The sequence below is a fragment of the Chloroflexota bacterium genome (assembly GCA_026708035.1).
Lineage (GTDB): Bacteria > Chloroflexota > UBA11872 > UBA11872 > UBA11872 > JAJECS01.
Genome location: JAPOVQ010000013.1, coordinates 91,771 through 112,249 on the forward strand (window position 1 = coordinate 91,771; position 20,479 = coordinate 112,249).

The 20,479-nt window shown below is 67.1% G+C and carries 16 protein-coding genes; 9 read left to right on the forward strand and 7 right to left on the reverse strand.

The features are described from left to right. Window positions 1-25: 25 nt before the first annotated feature. The gene (hisC, locus tag OXG33_05585; protein MCY4113400.1) at window positions 26-1,111 is read right to left on the reverse strand and encodes a histidinol-phosphate transaminase; all 1,086 of its coding nucleotides are present in this window, start codon (window positions 1,109-1,111) and stop codon (window positions 26-28) included. Between the two features lie 695 nt (window positions 1,112-1,806). On the opposite strand from hisC, the gene OXG33_05590 reads away from it, so the two are divergent. From OXG33_05590 to OXG33_05600, 3 genes are all read left to right on the forward strand, one after another. Further along, window positions 1,807-2,151, forward strand: coding sequence for a nucleotidyltransferase domain-containing protein (locus tag OXG33_05590; GenBank protein ID MCY4113401.1), 345 nt, complete (start codon window positions 1,807-1,809; stop codon window positions 2,149-2,151). Next, window positions 2,132-2,515: a HEPN domain-containing protein gene (locus OXG33_05595; protein ID MCY4113402.1), complete on the forward strand. Its 384-nt coding sequence runs from the start codon at window positions 2,132-2,134 to the stop codon at window positions 2,513-2,515. The genes OXG33_05590 and OXG33_05595 overlap by 20 nt, the downstream gene beginning before the upstream one ends. A gap of 110 nt (window positions 2,516-2,625) precedes the next feature. Continuing rightward, complete coding sequence (locus tag OXG33_05600) at window positions 2,626-6,801, forward strand: Eco57I restriction-modification methylase domain-containing protein (protein ID MCY4113403.1); 4,176 nt, start codon at window positions 2,626-2,628, stop codon at window positions 6,799-6,801. A gap of 140 nt (window positions 6,802-6,941) precedes the next feature. On the opposite strand, the gene OXG33_05605 is transcribed toward OXG33_05600, so the two are convergent. Both OXG33_05605 and OXG33_05610 read right to left on the reverse strand, forming a co-directional pair. Beyond that, entirely contained in the window at window positions 6,942-7,457 is a 516-nt protein-coding gene (locus OXG33_05605; protein ID MCY4113404.1) for a hypothetical protein, read from the reverse strand. A 353-nt stretch (window positions 7,458-7,810) separates the two neighbouring features. Further along, entirely contained in the window at window positions 7,811-8,122 is a 312-nt protein-coding gene (locus OXG33_05610) for a helix-turn-helix transcriptional regulator (protein ID MCY4113405.1), read from the reverse strand. A gap of 523 nt (window positions 8,123-8,645) precedes the next feature. Between OXG33_05610 and OXG33_05615 the strand changes: the two genes are divergently transcribed. Further along, window positions 8,646-9,398 (forward strand): HAD family hydrolase, encoded by a 753-nt coding sequence (locus OXG33_05615; GenBank protein MCY4113406.1) that lies wholly within the window; start codon window positions 8,646-8,648, stop codon window positions 9,396-9,398. A 410-nt stretch (window positions 9,399-9,808) separates the two neighbouring features. Here the strand turns inward: OXG33_05615 and OXG33_05620 are convergent, their stop codons facing one another. Then, complete coding sequence (locus tag OXG33_05620) at window positions 9,809-11,146, reverse strand: sialidase family protein (protein ID MCY4113407.1); 1,338 nt, start codon at window positions 11,144-11,146, stop codon at window positions 9,809-9,811. A 235-nt stretch (window positions 11,147-11,381) separates the two neighbouring features. On the opposite strand from OXG33_05620, the gene OXG33_05625 reads away from it, so the two are divergent. Together OXG33_05625 and OXG33_05630 are read left to right on the forward strand one after the other, a co-directional pair. Further along, window positions 11,382-12,140: an HAD-IA family hydrolase gene (locus OXG33_05625; GenBank protein ID MCY4113408.1), complete on the forward strand. Its 759-nt coding sequence runs from the start codon at window positions 11,382-11,384 to the stop codon at window positions 12,138-12,140. Between the two features lies 1 nt (window position 12,141). Beyond that, on the forward strand, window positions 12,142-12,543 hold the full coding sequence (locus OXG33_05630; GenBank protein MCY4113409.1) for a secondary thiamine-phosphate synthase enzyme YjbQ: 402 nt from the start codon (window positions 12,142-12,144) through the stop codon (window positions 12,541-12,543). A 100-nt stretch (window positions 12,544-12,643) separates the two neighbouring features. Here the strand turns inward: OXG33_05630 and xylB are convergent, their stop codons facing one another. The 3 genes from xylB to OXG33_05645 are packed head-to-tail and all read right to left on the reverse strand — an operon-like array spanning window position 12,644 to window position 15,978. Continuing rightward, window positions 12,644-14,161, reverse strand: coding sequence for a xylulokinase (gene xylB, locus OXG33_05635; GenBank protein ID MCY4113410.1), 1,518 nt, complete (start codon window positions 14,159-14,161; stop codon window positions 12,644-12,646). A gap of 30 nt (window positions 14,162-14,191) precedes the next feature. Continuing rightward, on the reverse strand, window positions 14,192-14,962 hold the full coding sequence (locus OXG33_05640; protein MCY4113411.1) for an SDR family oxidoreductase: 771 nt from the start codon (window positions 14,960-14,962) through the stop codon (window positions 14,192-14,194). Continuing rightward, the gene (locus OXG33_05645) at window positions 14,962-15,978 is read right to left on the reverse strand and encodes an NAD(P)-dependent alcohol dehydrogenase (GenBank protein ID MCY4113412.1); all 1,017 of its coding nucleotides are present in this window, start codon (window positions 15,976-15,978) and stop codon (window positions 14,962-14,964) included. Before OXG33_05645 ends, OXG33_05640 begins: the two co-directional genes overlap by 1 nt. A 239-nt stretch (window positions 15,979-16,217) precedes the next feature. Between OXG33_05645 and OXG33_05650 the strand changes: the two genes are divergently transcribed. The 3 genes from OXG33_05650 to OXG33_05660 all read left to right on the forward strand — a co-directional run bounded on the left by OXG33_05650 (window position 16,218) and on the right by OXG33_05660 (window position 20,471). Next, window positions 16,218-17,900 (forward strand): formate--tetrahydrofolate ligase, encoded by a 1,683-nt coding sequence (locus tag OXG33_05650; GenBank protein MCY4113413.1) that lies wholly within the window; start codon window positions 16,218-16,220, stop codon window positions 17,898-17,900. A 160-nt stretch (window positions 17,901-18,060) separates the two neighbouring features. After that, window positions 18,061-19,266, forward strand: a complete 1,206-nt coding sequence (locus tag OXG33_05655) for a sialidase family protein (GenBank protein MCY4113414.1) — start codon at window positions 18,061-18,063, stop codon at window positions 19,264-19,266. Continuing rightward, window positions 19,263-20,471: a sialidase family protein gene (locus OXG33_05660; protein MCY4113415.1), complete on the forward strand. Its 1,209-nt coding sequence runs from the start codon at window positions 19,263-19,265 to the stop codon at window positions 20,469-20,471. Before OXG33_05655 ends, OXG33_05660 begins: the two co-directional genes overlap by 4 nt. Window positions 20,472-20,479 lie beyond the last annotated feature (8 nt).

Below are 20,479 nucleotides of genomic sequence, written 5' to 3' on the forward strand. Positions count from 1 at the left end.
CGACGCCCACCGGCGGTGGGCCATGTCACCTTGGATCGGTGTCACAAGATTGCGCCGCGCCGACCTCGTGCCCGAGCACGTCGCCGAACGCGGCCATGAACGACTGCATGTCTTCCGCCGAGCCAATCGAGATCCGGAGCGCATTCGCGATGCGCGGATCGCCGGCAAAACGCCGGACCACAATGCGGCGATCTTCAAGCTGGCGCTGAACATCCGCGGCATCGTACCCGTCAAGTTCGACAAATACGAAGTTTGCCTCCGATGGATGGACTTTGAGCCCGAATCGCTCCTGTAACGTCGCGGCCAGCGCGTCCCGACGGCGACGAATCGCCGTCCAGTGGCGATCGGCCCACTCCAGGTCGCCCAGGGCCGCCAGCCCGGCGGCCTGCGCCAGGCGGCTGACGTTGTAGGAGTCCTTCACCCGCAGCAGCGCGTCGGCAAGCTCGGGGCTTGCCAGCGCATAGCCAAGCCGCAATCCCGCCAGGCCGAAGCTCTTGGAGAACGAGCGCGTCACGCACACGTTGTCGCACTCCCGCAGCAGATCGACGTTGTCGCGGTCGGCGAACTCGACGTACGCCTCGTCGATGACCAGCAGATTCACGCGCGACGCCAGCCAGCGCAGGTCGTCGCCCCCGTAGTGCGTGCCCGCCGGGTTGTTGGGACTGGCGACGAAGGTGATCTTGCCGCGCGCCGCGGCCAGCTGGCGCACCGGCAGCGCGAAGTCGTCACCCAGCGGCACTTCGCGGATGTCGCAGCCGCCGATCGCGGCCAGCACCGGATAGAGCGAGTAGCTCGGCGTTGCCGCAACGACCCGGTCGCCCGGATCGCACGCCACGCGAATCAGCAGGTTAAGCAGATCGTCCGATCCGTTGCCGAAGACGACCTGCTCGGGCTGAAGGCCATGGCGGCGGGCCGCCACTTCCCGCAACTCGCGGCTGATCGGATCGGGGTAAAGCCGGATCGACGCGCCGGCGGCCTCGCGCAGGGCGGCGACGGCCGCCGGGGAGGCCTCGGGGCTCTCATTGGTATTGAGCTTGATCCACCCGCCGTCGCCGGGCTGCAAGCCCGGCACGTATCCATGTATCGCCGCCATATCGCGTCGCAGCCGCACCAGTCGCTCACCGAGAATGAAATCAGGCCGCAGACACGGGCCCCGAACGCCCATGCTACCCATTCGCCACGCCCCCCACCACGGGAGCGCCTCTTGCTCCCTCCACCTGGAAGGGGGAGGGCTGGGGAGGGGGTCATCCGCGACCACGTCCGGCACGCCCGGAGGTATTCGGTGTAGGGGCGCCCCTAGTGGGCGCCCGACCCGCCCAACCCGTCACCCCGGCCTTGAGCCGGAATCCAGGCCCGCGGCTCGCACCCGAACCACCCACCCTGTCACTCCGAGCGCAGCAAGGAGTCTAATGCGGAGGCCATTGACCACCGCGCCTGTCAACTCTTCCCGGCCGTCGCCCCTCCGTCACTCCCGCGAAGGCGGGAATCTACCCCTCCGTCACCTTCCCGCCCCTCGCCGTCTGGCGCCAGCCCGGGCACCTCTGTCACTCCGAGCGCAGCGAGGAGTCTCAAATACCCAGGCCCGGCCGCGTTCGCGATGCCCCCGCCCTCCCGTTCGTGGTAAGCCCGTCGAACCATGAACGGCCGCAGGCTTCCGTACCAAGCCCGAAGCGGCGACCGCCGACCTGGTCGCGGCGACGACTAAGCCCAATCGCGGGCCGCAACCGCGCCAAAGACCTTATCCTTGCCTACACGAACGCCCGCGCCGTCGGAAACACCGACGAGCGAACGGCCCCACATACGCCAATGCGCATCGTTGAAGACCCGCTCAACCGCGAGACTATCGAGGCCGTCACGCAGCTAATCGTCGAGCGCTTCGAGCCGGAGCAAATCATCATGTTCGGCAGCTGCGCCCGCGGCGATATCGACGAAAACAGCGATCTGGATCTCCTGGTCGTCCTGCGACACAACGACGAGAAGGGCCGCGACGGCTACGCCATCCGCCTCGCTATCGCCGAGCGCTTCCTACTCCCGGTCGACGTTCTGATCCGTTCAGCCGACGTAGTCGCCAAATACCGCCAGGACCCCAACTCCATGATCAGCCGCATGCTGGAAGACTCCGAAGTCCTCTATGACCGCCACGCCGCCTGAGCAGGCTTGGTTCGACAAAGCCGACGAGGACTATGAGATTGCTCGCCGTGCACTCGGGCCCGACCGGCCGATTCCGGCCGCGGCCTGCTTCCACGCCCAGCAATGCGCGGAGAAATACCTCAAGGGCTATCTGGTCGCTCACGACGTCCCGTTCCGATTTGTCCACGACCTTGGCTATCTCATCGGACTATGTGCTGGCATCAATCCAGCCTTCGCGAACCTCAGACCTGCTGCCATCACCCTGAACCCATACGTGGCGATGGCACGATATCCATCGGAAGCCGCTCAAGAGCCGGACATCGAAGCGGCCGAGAAGGCCATTGCAGTCGCTGAACGAATCGCCGCCGCGGTAGTCCGTCTTTAGCCTTCGTGTGCCACAGGCCGCCACCGTTCGTGGTGAGCCTGTCGAACCATGAACGGTGGTACCGAGGCCGCCCCTCCACCGCCCACCCCGTGCCACACTGACCAACTGACGTGCAAGGCCAACTATTCACCCAGTACTTCCTCACCGACGCCATCAAGTCCACCGAGGACTGGCGTGCCACGCGCGCCCATCCCGACGCCTTCAACCAGTTCCGCGACGGCGCGCGCCGCCTGCTCGAAGACTTCGCCCACTACCAGGACCCCAACGAGGCGACTACCGAGCGGGATCTGATCGGTCCCCTGCTTGAGCTACTCGGCTGGGCCGACTACCTGCCGCAGCAGAGCACCAGGCACGGCGAGGATGTTCCCGATTTGCTGCTGTTCGCAGATGCAGACGCCAAGATGCGGGCCGCATCGAACAGTAATTCGGACGACCGCTTCCTGGATGCCCTAGTCGTCGGCGAGAGCAAACGACTCGGCCGCCCGCTCGATGCTCCCGGCAGCCTGGAGATCCTCAAAGTGCGCGCCACACAGACCGCCATGCTCGATGTCCCTGCGGTGAGGCCACCACGACACCGGGATCCTGGGCCACACAGCCAGATGCTGCGTTATCTCAGGACGGCCGACTCCGTCACGGATGGCCGCTTGCACTGGGGGATTCTCACCAACGGCGGAGTCTGGCGGCTCTACGACCAGCGGGCGCGTCCCCGCGCCACCGGTTATTTCGAGGCCGACCTGGCGGCGCTCATTGCTGGCAGTGGCTCGGCCCCCTCCGTCAATCCGGCTCGGACTCCCTCTCCTGGGGGAGAGGGTCGGGGTAAGGGGGGTCCCTCCGCCGCCGATGGCCTCCGCACCTTCTTTCTTCTGTTCCGACGCGACGCCTTCGTGCAACAGCCGGGTGCGACAACCACATTTGTGGAATCCGCGCTGGCCGAGGGACGTCGCTACGAGCAGCGCGTCGCCGAGGACCTGTCCGGCGTGGTATTCGAGCGAGCCTTTCCCGACCTCATCGAGGCGCTGCTGGATGCCGGCGGCGGGAGCCTGGCCGACGCGCGGCAGGCGGCGCTGGTGCTGCTCTATCGCCTGCTCTTCGTGCTCTACGCCGAGGACCGCGGCCTGTTGCCGGTGAGCGACACCCGCTACGACGACTATGGGCTGCGCAAGCGCGTCCGCGACGACATCGCGCGGCGGATGCACGCCGGAGACACATTCTCTTCCCACGCCGGCAACTACTACGACCGTGTGATGACGCTGAGTCGCCAGATCGACGCCGGCGACGACTCCATTGGTCTGCCGCCATACAACGGCGGCCTGTTCGCCGCCGGCGCCGCGCCGCTGCTGGGCAAGGTGCGCCTATCCGACGCGGCTTTCGCCCCCATCGTCCACGATCTGAGCCACACCGAAGCGGCGGGCCGGCGGCAGTTCGTCAACTACCGCGATATGACGGTGCAGCAGCTGGGCTCCATTTACGAGCGCCTGCTGGAGCGGGAGCCGGTTCGCAACAGCCGCGGCGAAATCGAGACTCGCCTCAATCCCTTCGCGCGCAAGGACAGCGGCAGCTTCTATACGCCGCAGGAGCTGGTGGACCTGATCCTGGACCAGACTCTGAAACCGCAGGTCGAAGAGCGCCTGAAGGCGTTCGAGGAAAAGGCGATGCAACTCAAGGGCGACCGTCGGCGCAAGTCCGATCGTAAAGCGGAGCTGCGACGTCTGGATCCCGCCGAGGCGGTGCTCGACCTGAAAGTGCTGGACCCGGCCATGGGCAGCGGTCACTTCCTCGTCACCGCCGTCGACTACCTGGCCGACTACGTCGCGGACCTGATCGAGTACGTCCCGGCGGTGCCGGATTGGTTGGACGGCGACGACGCCTACGAGTCGCCGCTGCTGGAGCGCGTGGCGCGAATTCGGGACGACTTGTTGCAGCGTGCGCGGAACCCCAAGTGGGTCATGGACGAGGCGCAGCTGAGCGACCAGAACATTATTCGCCGCATGGTGCTCAAGCGCTGCATTTACGGCGTGGACAAGAACCCGCTGACCGTGGAGCTGGCCAAGGTGTCGCTGTGGCTGCACAGCTTCACCGTTGGCGCGCCGCTGTCGTTCCTGGACCACCACCTGCGCTGCGGCGACTCGCTGCTGGGCCTGCGGGTGCTGGACGCGCGCCAGGACTTCCAGCGATTGGGCGGTCTCAGCGCCAGCACCCTCATCGCCGGGGCCGAAAACGCCACGGAGGGCATGCAGCGCATCGAGCGGCTCTCCGATGCCGACGTAGCCGAGGTGAAGGAATCGGCCGGGTTGTTCCAGGACGTCGAGCAAGCCACGGCGGACCTGCGCGGTGTGCTGGACTTCCTCTCCGGCCTGCGTTGGCAAACTGCCGGCCTCAAGAAGGGCGCGCAAGCTGACGTAAACCGTCTTCTCGCCGAGACGCTGGGACGCGAGTCGAGCATCGCCTTCGACCTGCTCGCCCGAGGCCCGGAGGCCGCCGATGAGACCATCAGCCGGGACCTCGCTTGGGAGAGCTTTGCGGACCGCTGGACTCAGTCGCGGTCCGTCGCCGACCGCGAGGGGTTTCTGCACTGGGAGGTCGCCTTCCCCGGGGTGTGGCGCAACTGGCAGAGCCGCGAGCCGGTGGGCGGCTTCGACGCCGTAATCGGCAATCCGCCCTGGGACCAGATCGAACAGAAGGAAGTTGAGTGGTTTGCCCTACGCGACAATGAGGTGGCGCTCGCGAGTACTGGAGCTGCGCGCAAGGCCCTGATCGCGAAGCGATTGGACGCAGATGATGAGTTGGCTCTTGAGTACACGCGAGCTCGCGACAGGGCCACTGCGATGCGCATCTTTGCCAGGGCAGGTGGCCAATATCCGCTGCTGAGCAGCGGCCGAATCAATCTCTACTCCCTATTCGTCGAGCGCGCCATGGGCCTGGTCAAGCCCGACGGTTTCGTGGGCCTACTCACGCCTTCCGGCATCTACGCCGACAAGACCGCCGCCCGGTTCTTCAAGACCGTCTCCACGAGCGGGCGCGTCGGCGGCCTGTTCGACTTCGAGAACAAGAAGATCTTCTTCAAGGACATCCACGCGTCGTTCAAGTTCTGCGCCCTCGTCTTCGGCGGGGCCAAGCGCACGTTCGCCGAGACCCGGTGCGGCTTCTTCCTCCACGACGCCGAGACCATCAATGACCCCGACCGCTGCTTCGCGCTTTCCCCCGACGACTTCGCGCGGGTGAACCCAAACACCGGCACCGCGCCCATCTTTCGCACCCGCCGCGACGCCGAGATCACCCGCCGCATCTACGCCAACCATCCCGTGCTGGTGGACCGATCCGGCCGCGAGGAGCGCCGAACCTGGCCCGTGCGGTACCTGCAAGGTCTGTTCAACATGACGTCCGACTCCCACCTCTTCCGCACGGCAGCTCAGTTGGAGGAAGAGGGGTTTTATCCGCTGCAGGGCAATATCTGGAAGAAGGGGCCAGAGCAATACCTTCCGCTTTACCAAGGACGGGTAATCCAGCACTTCGACCATCGGGCCAATTCAGTCCGCGTAAACCTTGAGAGCACGCACAATCCCTATCTGAGCGAGGAAGTGAGCGAAGCGCAGCACGAAGATCCACATTTCCATCCGAATGTCAGGCACTTCGTACCCGACCTCGAAGTAAGCCAGAAAATGCCTCGAAAATCGCCTTGGACCATTGCATATCGACCTATCGCTCGACCAACGGACATCAGGACCATGATTGCGACGATCGTGCCGCGAGCCGGATTCGGCCACAGCGTCTTTCTGTTGATGCCGGAGTCCGGCTTCGGCTCTCGCGAAGCCTGCCTTCTCACAGCCAATCTAAACAGCCACGCTTTTGACTTTGCGACGCGGCAGAAGATGCACGGAACCAACCTCAGTTGGTACCTCCTCGAACAGCTCCCCGTCATCGCACCCGACGCCTACGAACGCCGCTTGGGCGAGGTCACCGCCGCCGAGCTGGTGCGGGACCACGTGCTGCGCCTCATCTACACCGCGCACGACATGGAGCCCTTCGCCCGCGACCTCGGCTACGGCGGCCCGCCCTTCATCTGGGAACAGGTAGACCGCCGCCACCTTCGCGCCCGCCTCGACGCGCTCTACTTCCACCTCTACGGGCTCGACCGCGCCGACGCCGCCTACGTCCTCGACACCTTCCCCATCGTCCGCCGCGAAGACCAAACCCAGTTCAACGGCCAATACCGCACCAAAGACCTCATCCTCGCCTACATGAACGCCCTGGCGGCGGGGGATACCGAAACTGTGGTGGCGGTGTAAACGTCCACGCGCACCATTGAAGACGCTCTGAGTGCGAACGCCATTCAAGCCTAGACGCGGCTCACCACGAAGCGATTCGCGCCGGAGCAAATTGCTCTCTTCGGCAGTTGCACCAACGGATCACCGCGGCATTCGCCACTCTAAGGATATCGCTTGACTTCTTCTCTTATGCTCAATATGTCTTTTCGATCATCATCGTCTATGGCAATTGATAATAGATGATCGGTAACAATTCTAATCTTTTCAGCGTCCATCAAGGCTCGGAATATCTTGAACAAGATCGGCAGCATAGCACCGAGAGAAACGATCGCTGCCCCAATCGCAAATCCGGCAGGAAAATCTGGCTTGGAGCTAATGCCTTGAGCAATCAACCCGGTCCAGACAACAAAGTAGTAAAGTAGGAGCAAGAAGCTATGTCTAGGAAGCGACTTTGACAACTTGCTAGTAAACGAATCCCGTCTGCGAAATGCAAGAATGGTGAAGATCAAAATGGCAAACACAAGATGCAGTGAACTTCTATCCGCTACTCCTGCGAAGATTAAAGCGCTGTAAACAATTCCGGGACAGTTCGCGAGGAGGAATGCAATTCGACCAACCGTAACCTGTTTCTTGGCAACTTTAGCTATTAGCTGCATGCGCCCCGGCAAGATTTGCAACTGTGGGAATCTTCGGCAATTCTCGGCTTCGACCGCAGCGGCCGCTGAAGCCGCAGCCTTGGGAGCCTTTAGTATTTCCCAACGTACGAGCCAAATAGCTCGCAATGTGGCCCGAGTCGCATCCGATCCATCGTCGCGTTCAGATCTATAGCGATCCCGAAATCACTCTTCAATTTCATAAGTCCGGTCACGCACTCTCTGTCGATTTGCCCGACCACATATGCACGACCAAAGACCAATCCAGCGGCCAATGAGCCAAGTCACGCTCTCCGGTAACGACGCGGCGAGCATCCACAGCGCTATGCCTGCGACGACTATTCCAGCGACCGGAATAAGGAATTGGGGAAAACCCACTACGCACCCTCTTGGGCTGGCCGCCCTAGGGTTGCGCCCGACGTGCCGAACATCGCCGACCGGTGACGCTCAAGCGCCGTAGCGCCCAGGCCGGTCACCTCGAAGGTTCGGCGGGCGCGAGGCCCACTGACGGTCGTGTCGCGGCTGCTGCGCACGAAGCCCTTGGACTCCAGTCGGTACAGCGCGTCATACACGCTCGACTTGCCAATTGCGTCACGCAGATCGCACAGGATGGCGTAGCCGTGGGAAGGTCCGCGACTAACCAAGTAGTCGAGAATCAAGGCCTGAATCGTCGGCAACAAGTCCTTCATGCCTCCACTATATACCAATAACTGGACTATCTGCAAGTGCGCCCCACGCTCTTGGCCGGCCCAACGCTGCACGCAGCGCGGGCCACCGGACTCGGGCGCCCACTACGGACGCCCCTACAGCGGATTGGAGGTTGCGCCGAGTGTGGTGTGGATTGCTTGGTGGTCATTCGGCGTGGCTCTTTATTTCGTCGTCGAAGTTAAACCCCGAACACGCCAAAAAACTCCAGGCCTCCAGGTTCGGGACCGCGTCGCGCGCACCCTCCGCAGGCTGCTGAGACACCCGTCATACCGTCCTTGAGCCGGAATCCAGCCCCCTTCGTGCGGTGCCGGTCCGGCCCCCTCTCCCTGGGGGAGAGGGCTGGGGTGAGGGTGTCCGGTGGCCCAGGCGGCACGCCGCGTGGGGGTTCCAACGTGGCCCGACGCGTCGGACCGGAATCCCCTCATCCTCACCTTCTCCCCCAGGGAGAAGGGATCAGAGGCGCGCCCGGCGGTTGAGGCCAGCGCCGCTCGTTAGACTCGCGGCATGGCGATTCGGGGTGTGCTGTTCGATCTGGGCGATACGTTGGTCACGCAGGAGGCCTTGGTCGGGTCTCCCAGCAACCGGCAGGGCGCGGCGCAGGTTGCCGAGGCGTTGGGACAGCTGACGGAGGTCGCGCCGACGGCGGAGCAGCTCACCGACCCGCTGGGAGAAACCCTGCAAGAGGCGCTGATCGAGTCCTATCAGGGCGAGTGCGCCGTCCCGGATGCGCGGCGGGCGTTCCTGGAGGTCCTCGATCGCTTCGACCTGGAGCCGCCGTCCGAGCTCATCGACCTGCTGCTGCCGATGTATTTCGGGCCGCACTACGCGCGGATGACCGTCGATCCGCTCGCGGTCCGCACGCTCGAGCTGCTGCGCCGGGCCGACGTGCGCACGGCCATCGTGGGCAACCTGATCCATGGCGAAGAGCTGCTGGTCGAGCGCCTGCGCGCGTTCGATTTGCTGCGGCTGGTGGACGCGCTGGTGCTGAGCACCGAATCCGGCTGGATGAAGCCGCATCCCGTGGCCTACCGCGAGGCGCTGCGCCGTCTCGACGTCCCGGCTGCAGACGCGGTCATGGTGGGCGACGACCTGGAAGTCGACGTGCGCGCGCCGCAGGCGCTCGGTCTGCGGGCCATCTGGCTGCGCCGCGACGCCCCATCCGGCCCCGCATCAGTCACGCCGGACGCAATCATCAACGACCTGGGGGGCCTGATCCCGGCCATCGCGGAGTTGGACGCCGCCGAGGCGCCGTCTTGAAGGGCTGAGAGCTGACTTCCGCGAGGAGGCGACAGGCGTTGTGCCAATCTGCCTGCCCCTTAGATTCCTCGCTGCGCTCGGAATGACAGGAAAACGGCGCTCACGGTGGCAAGTGCCGGAAGACCCCCTCCCCATCCCTCCCCCTTTCAGGTGGAGGGGGGCAGAACCCTTCCTTCTCAGCGCGTGCGGGATCGTGGGTTTCCGCCTTCGGTGGACCCACGTAGGGGCGTCCCTCGTGGGCGCCCGTGTCCGGTAGCCCGCGCTGCGCGCAGCGTGGGATAGGCCGCGGATGAATCTCCCAGGCGGCCCGGTGCCTGGGCCATCGGGTCGAGACCTTAGATTCCCGTCTTCGCGGGAATGACGAATGTGGGACGCTCCCTGCGGCACCGGGCCGCTCCGACCTCCGCGTCCTAGCGCGGCAGCCAGGCGTCGTCGAGGACTTCGTCCGTGAGCCGCTTGCCGAGCAGATAGGTCGTGTTGTCGGGATACCAGAGCACCTGCTCGCCCGCGTAGTCGGTGAAGCTGCCGTAGATGGGCATGCCGCCGCCGCGTCCGGTCACGGAGTGGACGGCGTATTTGTTGTCGGCCAGCACGTGCGGGCGCCCAAACACCAGCGGCTGGCCGCCGGGGTTGTCGATCTCGCGACCGACGCTGACGCACACCGGCCGGCGCGCCTTGCCGTCGCCGGGTCCGTCGGCCCCATGCGCGGTGCCGTCGTTGTTGTGGAAGAAGAGCAGAAACCGACCGTCGCGCAGCTTGTGTAGCGGGCAGGGCGACGAGGGATGCGGGATGGGCGGTCCGCCGGGCTGAAACCGCAGCGGGGCCGCCTCCGTCCACGACTCGCCGTAGTCCTCCGAAACCGAATACCAGACCCAGCCGGTCATAGTGCGCATGACGGCCAGGATGCGGCCGTCCGAGAGGTTCTGGATGGACGGCTCCATGGCGCAGCTGATGCGCGGGTCGCGCGGATGCTCCACCTGGATGCCGTGATCGGCGTCCGGCCACGTCGTCACCACGAGGTCCGCCGGGTCGTCGACCGTCATCACGTTGTCGAAGCGCAGGAACCAGCCCTCGTGATGGCGGGCGTTGAATCCGATCTCGGACGTCACCGTCTCGAATTGGCGCTGATAGTGGTTGGAGGCCCAGCGCGTCATCGGGCAGATCACCTGGCCGCGGCGGTTCACGATGGGCGCCTGCCAGCCGGTCGGCACCCAGCTGCTGAGCATGGCGGGGTCGGGATCGTCGATGGCCCCACGCCCGATCACCGCGTCGTGCCGCTCGCCCCAGGTGACGCCGTCGTCGTCCGAGACGCGCCAGGACAGCACGCCCGTCATCCCGCGGTCGAAGTCCACCGGGCCGGTGTTGCGGTGATAGAAGAGCCAGACGCGGCCGCTGTGCGGCACGACCACCGGCACCGACCACACCGGCGTCTTGCCGGAGTCGTCGGGCGGCGCCTCGATCACGGTCGGACGGCTCCAGGTGCGCCCACGGTCCTCGCTGCGGGCCGTCACTATCCGCACATTCACCCCGTGGAAGTGGTCCCCGGCCTGCGTCCAGGTGGCCAGGAAGGCCCCCGTGGTCGTGACCGTGACGATGAAGTGGGTATTGCCGTTGTCCCACGGCCCGTCCGGCCGCGGCCCGGTGTCGTGTTCCGGCGTGTCGTCGTCGGCCGGCACGTAGACGACGTAGTCGGGATTCGTGCGGAGGGCGTCGCGCCAGCGGGCGGCGGCGGTGGATTTCGGAGGCATGGAGAGCACCCTCAAAGGCGGGACGCCGCGGCCGGCAGCGCCGGTGGACCGGTCACGGCCAACGCCATCCCGACGAAAGCGCCCCCATCATCCCACCCTGGCCGAGACCACGCCTAAGTCCCGGATCACCCTCACCCTTGCCCTCTCCCGTCAAGGGAGAGGGGGCCGGATTCGCTCCCCGCACCCGACTAGAGGGGCTTTGCATGGGTCTTCGTCGCTGGTGGTAGGTTCCGCGGTGACCACCTCGCACCCGGCGGCCGTGTTTTTCGACGCCTACGGCACGCTGATCCACTTTCCGGACGATCCCTCGCCCTTCGACTACATGGCCGACGTCCTGCAGCGGGAGAGGGTTGACCTGCCGCGCCCCCACCTCGACGACGCCCTGCACGCGGAGATGCGCTACTACAAGGCGCACTACGCCTCGGTGCGCACGGCCGACGACCTCGAACGGCTCCGCATCGAGGACGCCCGTGTCTACCTGGAGGCGCTGGGCGACACCGGGGCCGTGCCGCTGGACTTGAATCTCGTTGCGGACGAGCTGGCGGCGGCCTTCGAGAGCCGCGTGCTTCCCGACGCGCATGCGGCCATCGACCTTGTGCGAACGTCGGGCGTGCGCACCGCCGTTCTCAGCAACTTCAGCTACCTGCTACCGCTGGTCCTCGACGAGGTCGGACTTGGCGATGGGCTGGACCCAATCGTCTTCTCGGCGGCCGTCGGCGCCGAGAAGCCCGACCCGCGCATCTTCGCCGCGGCAGCCGCCGCGGTCGATGCCGACCTTGGCGACTGCGTGCTCATCGGCGACGACTTCAAGAACGACGTCGGCGGCGCGCAGCGTTGCGGCATGCCCGTGGTCTGGCTGGCGCGGGATGGATCGGACGCGCCGCCGGGCGTGGCCGTGGCCCGGAACCTGGTGGACGCCGTGCATCTCGCGTTGGGGCCCGGGTGGCGCGAATTGTCCCTCAGCGGGCACACGCCGCCATCGGCGAACGCCTGACATGCGTCCGGTCACGCTGCGCGTCGCCACCTCCGCGCGAACGTCCGTGCACCCTATCGGACGGCCGATCCAGGCGGCCCTTGACCGGCAGGAGGTCGGCGATGGCCTGCTGCTGGTCAGCGTGCCGCACACCACCTGCGCCGTGACCCTCAATGAGCCTGAATCAGGCCTGCTCGACGACCTGGCGCAAGCGCTGGAGCAATTGGTGCCCTGGCGCGGTTCCTACGCCCACAACCGGGGATCGGAGGACAACGCGGCGGCCCACGTCCGCGCCGCCCTGCTGGGTCATCAGCTGCTCGTGCCCATCGTCGATGGACGGCTTCAGGTCGGCGTGTGGCAGGACGTGCTGCTTGTCGAGTGCGACGGTCCCCGCACGCGCACGGTCGAGCTGCGCCTGGTCTAGGCAAGGTCGGAACAAGGCGGTGGGCTTCACCCCAATCCCTTCGCGCTGAGCTTGTCGAAGGGGGATCGAACGGATTGGGGTCCTTGAGATCGCGGCCGGATCACTCCTGGAGCGACGCCACCCTGGCAAACGAATCGGCCAGTGCCGGGTATAGCTCGTGGTAGAGGCGGTAGGTCGCCTCGTAGACAGCGTGCGTGTCTCGGCCAGGTTCTATTTCTTGGGTTCGGCTCCCGGTCGCTGCGCACGCCTCCTCCACCGACGCGTACACCCCGACGGCAACTCCGGCTAGCAAAGCCGCGCCGAAAGCCGGGCCGCGGTCCTCGGGCTCGAGGCTGATCGGAAGCCCGAGCACGTCGGCCACGATCTGCCGCCAGAGCGGGCTGCGCGCGCCGCCCCCGGCGATCTTGACCCGGCGTGCGGGCAGGCCGAGGTCCTGGATGATCTCCAGTCCGTCGCGCAGGCTGAACGCCACGCCTTCGAGCACGGATCGCACCACGTCGCCGCGCCCGTGGGCGGTCGTCAGGCCGAACAGCACGCCGCGCGCGTTGGGATCGAGGTGCGGCGTGCGCTCGCCCTGCAGATAGGGCAGCCAGATCAATCCTCGACTCCCGGCGGGAGATGTGGCCGCCTCGCGGGTCAGCGCGTCGTAGGCTACGCCGCCGCTCGCGTCCGACGCGCCCAGAGTGTCCCGCACCCAGCGCAGCGAGATTCCCGCGCCCTGGGTCACGCCCATCACGTGCCACGTCTCCGGCAGCGCGTGACAGAAGGTGTGCACGCGACCGGCAGGATCGATCCGCGGCCGGTCGCCGGCCACGAACACCACGCCCGACGACCCGATGGTCACGAGCGCGTCGCCCGCGGCGACAATTCCCGCCGCCACTCCGCCGGCGGCCTGATCACCCGCGCCCGCGGCGACAGGCAGGCCGGCCGGCAGGCCCAAGGCTTCCGCCGCTGCCGGGGTGAGTGCGCCGGCCGTTTCGGGTGACTCGACCACGCGCGGCAGCCACTCCAGCGGAATCTCCAGGTCGCGCGCCATGGCTTCGGACCACTTGCGCTTGGCCACGTCAAAGAGCGCCGTACCCGAGGCGTCGGCGACGTCGGCGGCGGCCTCGCCCGTGAGGCGCAGGCGAATGAAGTCCTTGGGCAGCAGGACGCGTCGAATCCGGGCGTAGGCGTCGGGCTCGTGCTCGCGCACCCACAAGAGCTTGGGCGCGGTGAATCCTTCCAGCGGCGGGTTGGCGGTGCGCGCGATGACCTCGGCCAGCCCGATGTCGCGCTCGACGGCTTGGCGTTGCGCGCCGGTTCGCTGGTCGCACCAGAGAATGGCGGGCCGGATCGATTGGTCACGCTCGTCGAGAAGCGTCGCGCCGTGCATCTGCCCGGTGAGCCCGATCCCACGAATGGCCGCTGGGTCCGGCGCGGCCCGGACGCACGCACCGAGCGCCTCCACCGCCGCCCGTTCCCACGTATCGGGATCCTGCTCGGCCCAGCCCGGATGCGGCGTGTGCATTGGGTATTCCGCCGCGTGAGTGGCCAGAATGTGACCGTCGCGAGCCGTCAGCACCGCCCGAGCGCTGGTGGTGCCGAGGTCGAGGCCCAGCAGCAGGTCGTCGGTCATGGCGAGCGCGGACACTTTAGCCGCACCCGCTCACCAGGCCGTGACGCCGCCGTCGACGACCAGGTCGTGGCCGGTCACGTAGGCCGCGGCGTCGCTGGCCAGGAACACCACCGCCCCCTGGATCTCCTCGATCTCCGCCATGCGCCCCATGGGCGTGTCGCGCGTCCAGATCGGCCGGGCGGGAATCATGTGCGGCGCGTTGACCATCTCGGTGCGGGTGTAGCCGGGGCTCACCGCATTGACGCGCACGCCGTGCTCCGCCCACTCGGCGGCCAGCGCGCGCGTGAGGTGGACGACGCCGGCCTTCGAGGCGCTGTAGTGGGCCTGCTGCTGCGGGCGGTTGATGATCTGCGCCGAGATCGATGCCACGTTGACGATGGCCCCGCGCCCCTGCGGAATCATCACGCGGGCGGCCTCCTGCGAGCACAGGAATACGCCCTTGAGGTTGGTGTCGAGCACGCGGTCCCAGTCGTCCTCGGGCATGTCTACGGCGTCGACCCAGGTGGTGATCCCGGCGTTGTTGACCGCGATGTCGAGGCTGCCCCACTCATCGACCACGGACTGCACCGCGGCGCGAACGTCGTCGGCGCTGGTCACGTCGGCGTGGATGGCCTTGGCGCGGGCGCCGCGCGACTCGACCTCGGCAACGGTGCGCTCGAGGGTGTCCTGGGTGCGCCCGCAGACGGCCACGTCGGCGCCGGCCTCGGCCAGCGCTTGCGCCAGGCCCTTGCCGATGCCGGTGCCGCCGCCGGTCACGAGCGCGCGGCGGCCGTCGAGGCGGAAGCGGTCGAGGACGCTCATCATGGCTCGACCATGACCTTGATGCACGCGTCCTTGCGCGATCGCGCGAAGTCCATGGCGTCCTGCACGTCGTCGAGCGGGTAGCGCGCCGAGACGAGCGGCTCGAGGTCGACGCGCCCCGACGCCACCAGCTCGATGGCCTTGGGCCAGGTGTGGGCGTAGCGGAACACACCCACCACGTCCAGCCCCTTGTCGATGATGTGGTTGGTGTCGATCGGCGCGGAGTCGTCGGGGCTGAGCCCGACCAGGACCACGCGGCCGCCGCGCGCGGCCAGTCGAATCGTCTGCACCACCGTGGCCGGCGCGCCGGCAGTCTCGAAGACCACGTCGAAGCTGTCGGCAAGCTCCGCGTCGACATCGACTTCGCGGGCATCCACGGTCCGCTCGGCGCCCAGCGCGCGGGCCTTCTCGAGACGAAAGTCGACGACGTCGACGACGGTCACGGCGTCGATGCCCTGGCTCTTCAGGCTCAGCAGGGTCACCAGCCCGATGGGCCCGGCTCCCAGGACGACCGCCCGATCGCCCAGGACGGCGCGACCGCGCTCGACGGCGTAGAGCCCGACCGAGAGCGGCTCGATGAGCGCCGCGGCGTCGTAGCTCATACCGTCGGGAATCTTGAAGCAGCGCGAGGCCGGGTGCGCCACGTATTCCGCGAACGCCCCATGCACCGGCGGCGTGGCCATGAACACCACGTCGGGGCACAGGTTGTAGCGACCGGCCTGGCAGTGCTCGCACGCATGGCAAGGGACTCCGGGCTCGATGGACACCCGGTCGCCGGGCTCGAGGTGTGCGACTGCCGCGCCGACGGCGACGATCTCGCCGGATGGCTCGTGGCCCAGGATCAGCGGCTGCTCCACCACGAAGCGCCCGATGCGCCCGTGCTCGTAGTAGTGAATGTCGGACGCGCAGATGCCGACGGATCGAACGCGAACCAATGCCTCATGGGCCGCCGGTGCAGGGACGGCGCTCTCGCGAACCCGGATGTCGGCGGTCCCTTCGAGATACGCGGCCTTCATGCTCGGTTCCCACTCACCTGCGCCAGCCGGACTTCCTGCACGATACCGCGCGGCGGCTCAAGCGCGGACTTGGCCCGGCTCGTGGTGGTTCGACTCCGTTTGTGGTGAGCCCTTCGACACGCTCCGAGCCCGCCCCGAGTTAGCCGAAGGGGCGACCGGCATGGGGGGCGGCTGCAGCCTGCGGTTTAATGGGAATCGGCGCCGATCGTGTCGTGCCGCGAGCCAGCGCGGGAGAGCGTATGAGCCCTTCGCAACCGCCGGACATCGAAATCGCGCAGGCGGCCAGGCTGCGTCCCATCGAGGAGATCGCGGCGCAGGTCGGTCTGACCGGCGATGAGATCGAGACATATGGCCGCACCAAGGCCAAGGTGACGCAGGCGGCAATGGCTGCTCGGCAGGACGCGCCGGACGGCGACCTGGTCCTGGTCACGGCCGTCACGCCCACGGCGGCCGGCGAGGGCAAGACGACTACGACGATCGGGCTGACGCAGGCCCTGCAGCGCCTCGGACACCGCGCCATCAGCGCCACGCGCGAGCCCTCGCTGGGGCCGGTGTTCGGCGTCAAGGGCGGCGCGGCGGGGGGCGGCTACGCGCAGGTGGTGCCGATGGAGGACATCAACCTGCATTTCACCGGCGACTTCGCGGCGGTCACCTCGGCGCACAACCTGCTGGCGGCCATGCTGGACAACCACCTGCACCAGGGCAACGCGCTCGACATCGACGCGCGGCGCGTGCTGTGGCGGCGGGTGATGGACATGAATGACCGCGCGCTGCATGACATCGTGGTTGGGCTTGGCGGGCGCACGCGCGGCGTGCCGCGTGAAACCGGATTCGATATCACGCCGGCCTCCGAAGTGATGGCCATCCTGTGCCTCGCGCGCGACCTGGAGGACCTGAAGGACCGCTGCGCACGCATCGCCGTAGCCGACCGCGGGCGCGGCGCCTTCGTGACGGCCGCTGAGCTGGAGGCGCAGGGCGCCATGGCCGTGCTGCTGCGCGACGCGGTGCTGCCCAACCTGGTGCAGAACCTGGAGGGCGGCCCGGCGCTGATTCACGGCGGGCCGTTCGGCAACATCGCGCACGGGTGCAGCACGCTGATCGCGACCAAGCTGGCGCTGAAGCTGGCGGACGTGGCGGTGACCGAAGCCGGGTTCGGGGCCGATCTCGGCGCGGAGAAGTTTCTCAACATCAAGTGCCCGGCGGGCGGGCTGCGGCCCCGGCTGGCGGTGCTGGTGGCCACGGTGCGCGCGCTCAAGCTGCACGGCGGCGCCGACCGCCGTGAGCTGGACGCCGAGGACCTGGCGGCGCTGCGCGCGGGCCTGCCAAACCTGGAAGCGCACGCGGAGAACATGGCCAAGTTCGGATTACCGGTGGTCGTGGCGGTCAATCGTTTCCCCAGCGACACGGACGCCGAGGTGGATGTGGTGATGAAGGCGGCCGCCGCGATGGGCGTGCCGGCGGCGGAGTCAACCGTGTTCGCCGACGGCGCCGCGGGCGGCGAGGAATTGGCGCGGCAGGTGCTGCGCGCGCTTGAGGCCGGCGGCGACAACTTCGCGCCGCTGTACGAGCCTGAAGCCACCCTGACCGAGAAGATCGAGACCGTCGCCCGCGAGGTCTACGGGGCGGACGGCGTGGACTACGCGGCGGGCGTGGAACGGCGGCTGCGGCGCATGGATCGCGGCGTGGCGCGCGGGTTCCCGGTCTGCATGGCGAAGACGCAGTACTCCCTGTCCGATAACGCGTCGCTCCGAGGTCGGCCCGAGGGCTTCCGCATCACGGTGCGCGACGTGCGGCTGTCGGCGGGCGCGGGGTTCGTGGTGCCGCTGACGGGCGACATCTTGACGATGCCGGGGCTGCCGCGGCGGCCGTTTGCGGTGGGCATGGACGTGACGCCGGACGGGACGATTTCGGGGCTGGCGTAGGCGTTTCCAGCCGCCGCCGACCGCCGCGCCATTCCTTCAATCGGATAGCGGATCCATATCCCGTGGCCCAATTCGGCGCGCGGCGACGAATTGAGGCATGGTAGGGCGCAAATGGGATCGGCCCGCGCAAGCGCGCGGCGGCTGACTGGGGAGCGCGCCGATGATCACCGAGGCCACCTACACCCGCGACGGGCGCACCGCGACGATCCGCGTCGAGCGCATCGACACCTGGGTCGAAGACACCGCGAGCATCGTGAACTTTCCGGGAATCCTCGAGCTGGACGGCCGGCTCATCCTGAGCTTCGCCCGCTCGCGCCACGGCGCCGAGCACTCCCACAAAGAGGACCCTGGGCGCAGCCTGGAGTCGTTCGACGATGGCGAGACCTGGCAACCCGCACCGAACGACGAACCACTCGTCACCTACGACCCTCTCAGCGGCCATAAGAATGATGGCTTCGGCGGTGGGTGCGGGCGACTCCGCGACGGCACGATCGTCCACATGAGCCACAGCACGGTGGTCCACCTCGACAACGGCTATGACCGCGCGAAGGGTCACATGCACGAGCAGTTCCAGCAGGACGATCCCACATTCCGCTTTCAGCGAGCTACGAGCGACGGTCAACTGCTCGAGCGGTTTCCGTTCAAGGTTGCCGGCATGCCGTGGGGTCGCCGGTCGTATCAGGTCTACTCGCCGATCCTCGAAATGGACGACGGCGATCTGCTGGCGGCGATGGAGTGGGTCGAGCTGCTGCCCGAGGAGCGGTGGCGTCGCGAGGCCCACGGCCGCGTGTGGAAATACCTCTTTGGCGTGTTCATCGTGCGCTCCGGCGACGGCGGCCGCACCTGGGACTACGTGACCCAGTTCGATCCCGGCGAAGTCAAGCCGGTCTATGGGATCAGCGACCGGCCGGTCGACGAGGGCTTCGACGAAGCCCACATGGCCACGCTGCCGAACGGCGACATCTTCTGCGTGATGCGCACCGGCTCCTATTCGCCCCTGTGGCAAACGCGGTCGCGCGACGGCGGTCGGACCTGGGACACGCCGGAGTCGATGGGGTGGCCCGGGGCCAAGCCGCAGCTGCAGGTCCTGCCGAACGGCGTGCTTGCGTGCGCCTCGGGACGCGGGTCCTACGGCCATCCCCAGGTGACGCACGTGATGATCAGCATCGACGGCACTGGGCATCAGTGGGAAGCGCCCTTCAACTTCCACACCGGTCCGGGCTGCTCCTACACGACCACCATGCAACGCGACGGCAAGCTGCACGTGATCTGCTCGGACTCGGATTTCACCCGCGACATGGGGACGCACGGGCTGCCCGTGCAGCGCATTCGCCGCGCCGTCATCGACATCTCGACCGACGCATGATCCGCCAGGCCCGCTACAGCGACGGGACCCGCAGCGCCACCGTCACGCTCGAGCGCATCGACACCTGGGTCGAAGACACCGAGAGCATCGTGAACTTTCCGGGAATCCTGGAGCTGGACGACCGGCTGGTGCTCTACCACGCGCGCTCGCGCCACGGCGCCGAGGACTCTCACAAAGAGGATCCCAATCGCATCCTGGAGTCCTATGACGACGGGGAGACCTGGCAGCCCAGACCGGACGACGACCCGCTCGTCACTTACGACCCCTTCAGCGGCCACAAGAATGACGACTTCGGCGTCGTCGGGTCCGGACGTCTTCGCGACGGCACGATCGTCCACATGAGCCACAACACGATGATGCACTTCGAGAACGGCTATGACCGCTCCCGGGGGCATATGCACGAGCAGTTCCAGCAGGACGACCCCACGTTCCGCTTTCAGCGGGCTTCGAGCGACGGCCAGCTGCTCGAGCGGTTTCCGTTCAAGGTTTCCGGCATGCCCTGGGGGCGCAGGGCATATCAGGTCTACTCGCCGATCCTCGAAATGGACGACGGCGATCTGCTGGCGGCGATGGAGTGGGTCAAGCTGCTCCCGGAGGATCGGTGGCGCCACGAGGCCCACGGGCGCATCTGGAAGTACCTCATCGGCACGTTCATCGTGCGCTCCGGCGACGGCGGTCGCACCTGGGACTACGTGACCCAGTTCGATCCCGACGAGGTCAAGCCGGTCTACGGCATCACCGACAGGCCCCCCGACGATGGCATCGACGAAGCCCACTTGGCCAAGCTGCCGAACGGCGACATCCTCTGTGTGATGCGCACCGGCGCCTATTCGCCCCTGTGGCAAGCGCGATCGCGCGACGGCGGTCGTACCTGGGACGCTCCCGAGTCCATGGGGTGGCCCGGGGTCAAGCCGCAGCTGGAGGTCCTGCCGAACGGCGTGCTCGCGTGCGCCTCGGGACGCGGGTCCTACGGCCACCCGCAGGTGACCCACGTGATGATCAGCATCGACGGCACCGGGCATCAGTGGGAACCGCCCTTCAACTTCCACACCGGTCCGGGCTGCTCCTACACCACGACCATGCAACGCGACGGCAAGCTGTACGTGATCTACTCGGACTCCGACTTCACGCGCGACATGGGAACGCACGGGCTGCCCGTGCAACGCATTCGCCGCGCCGTCATCGATATCTCGACCGACGCATGAGCACGGCT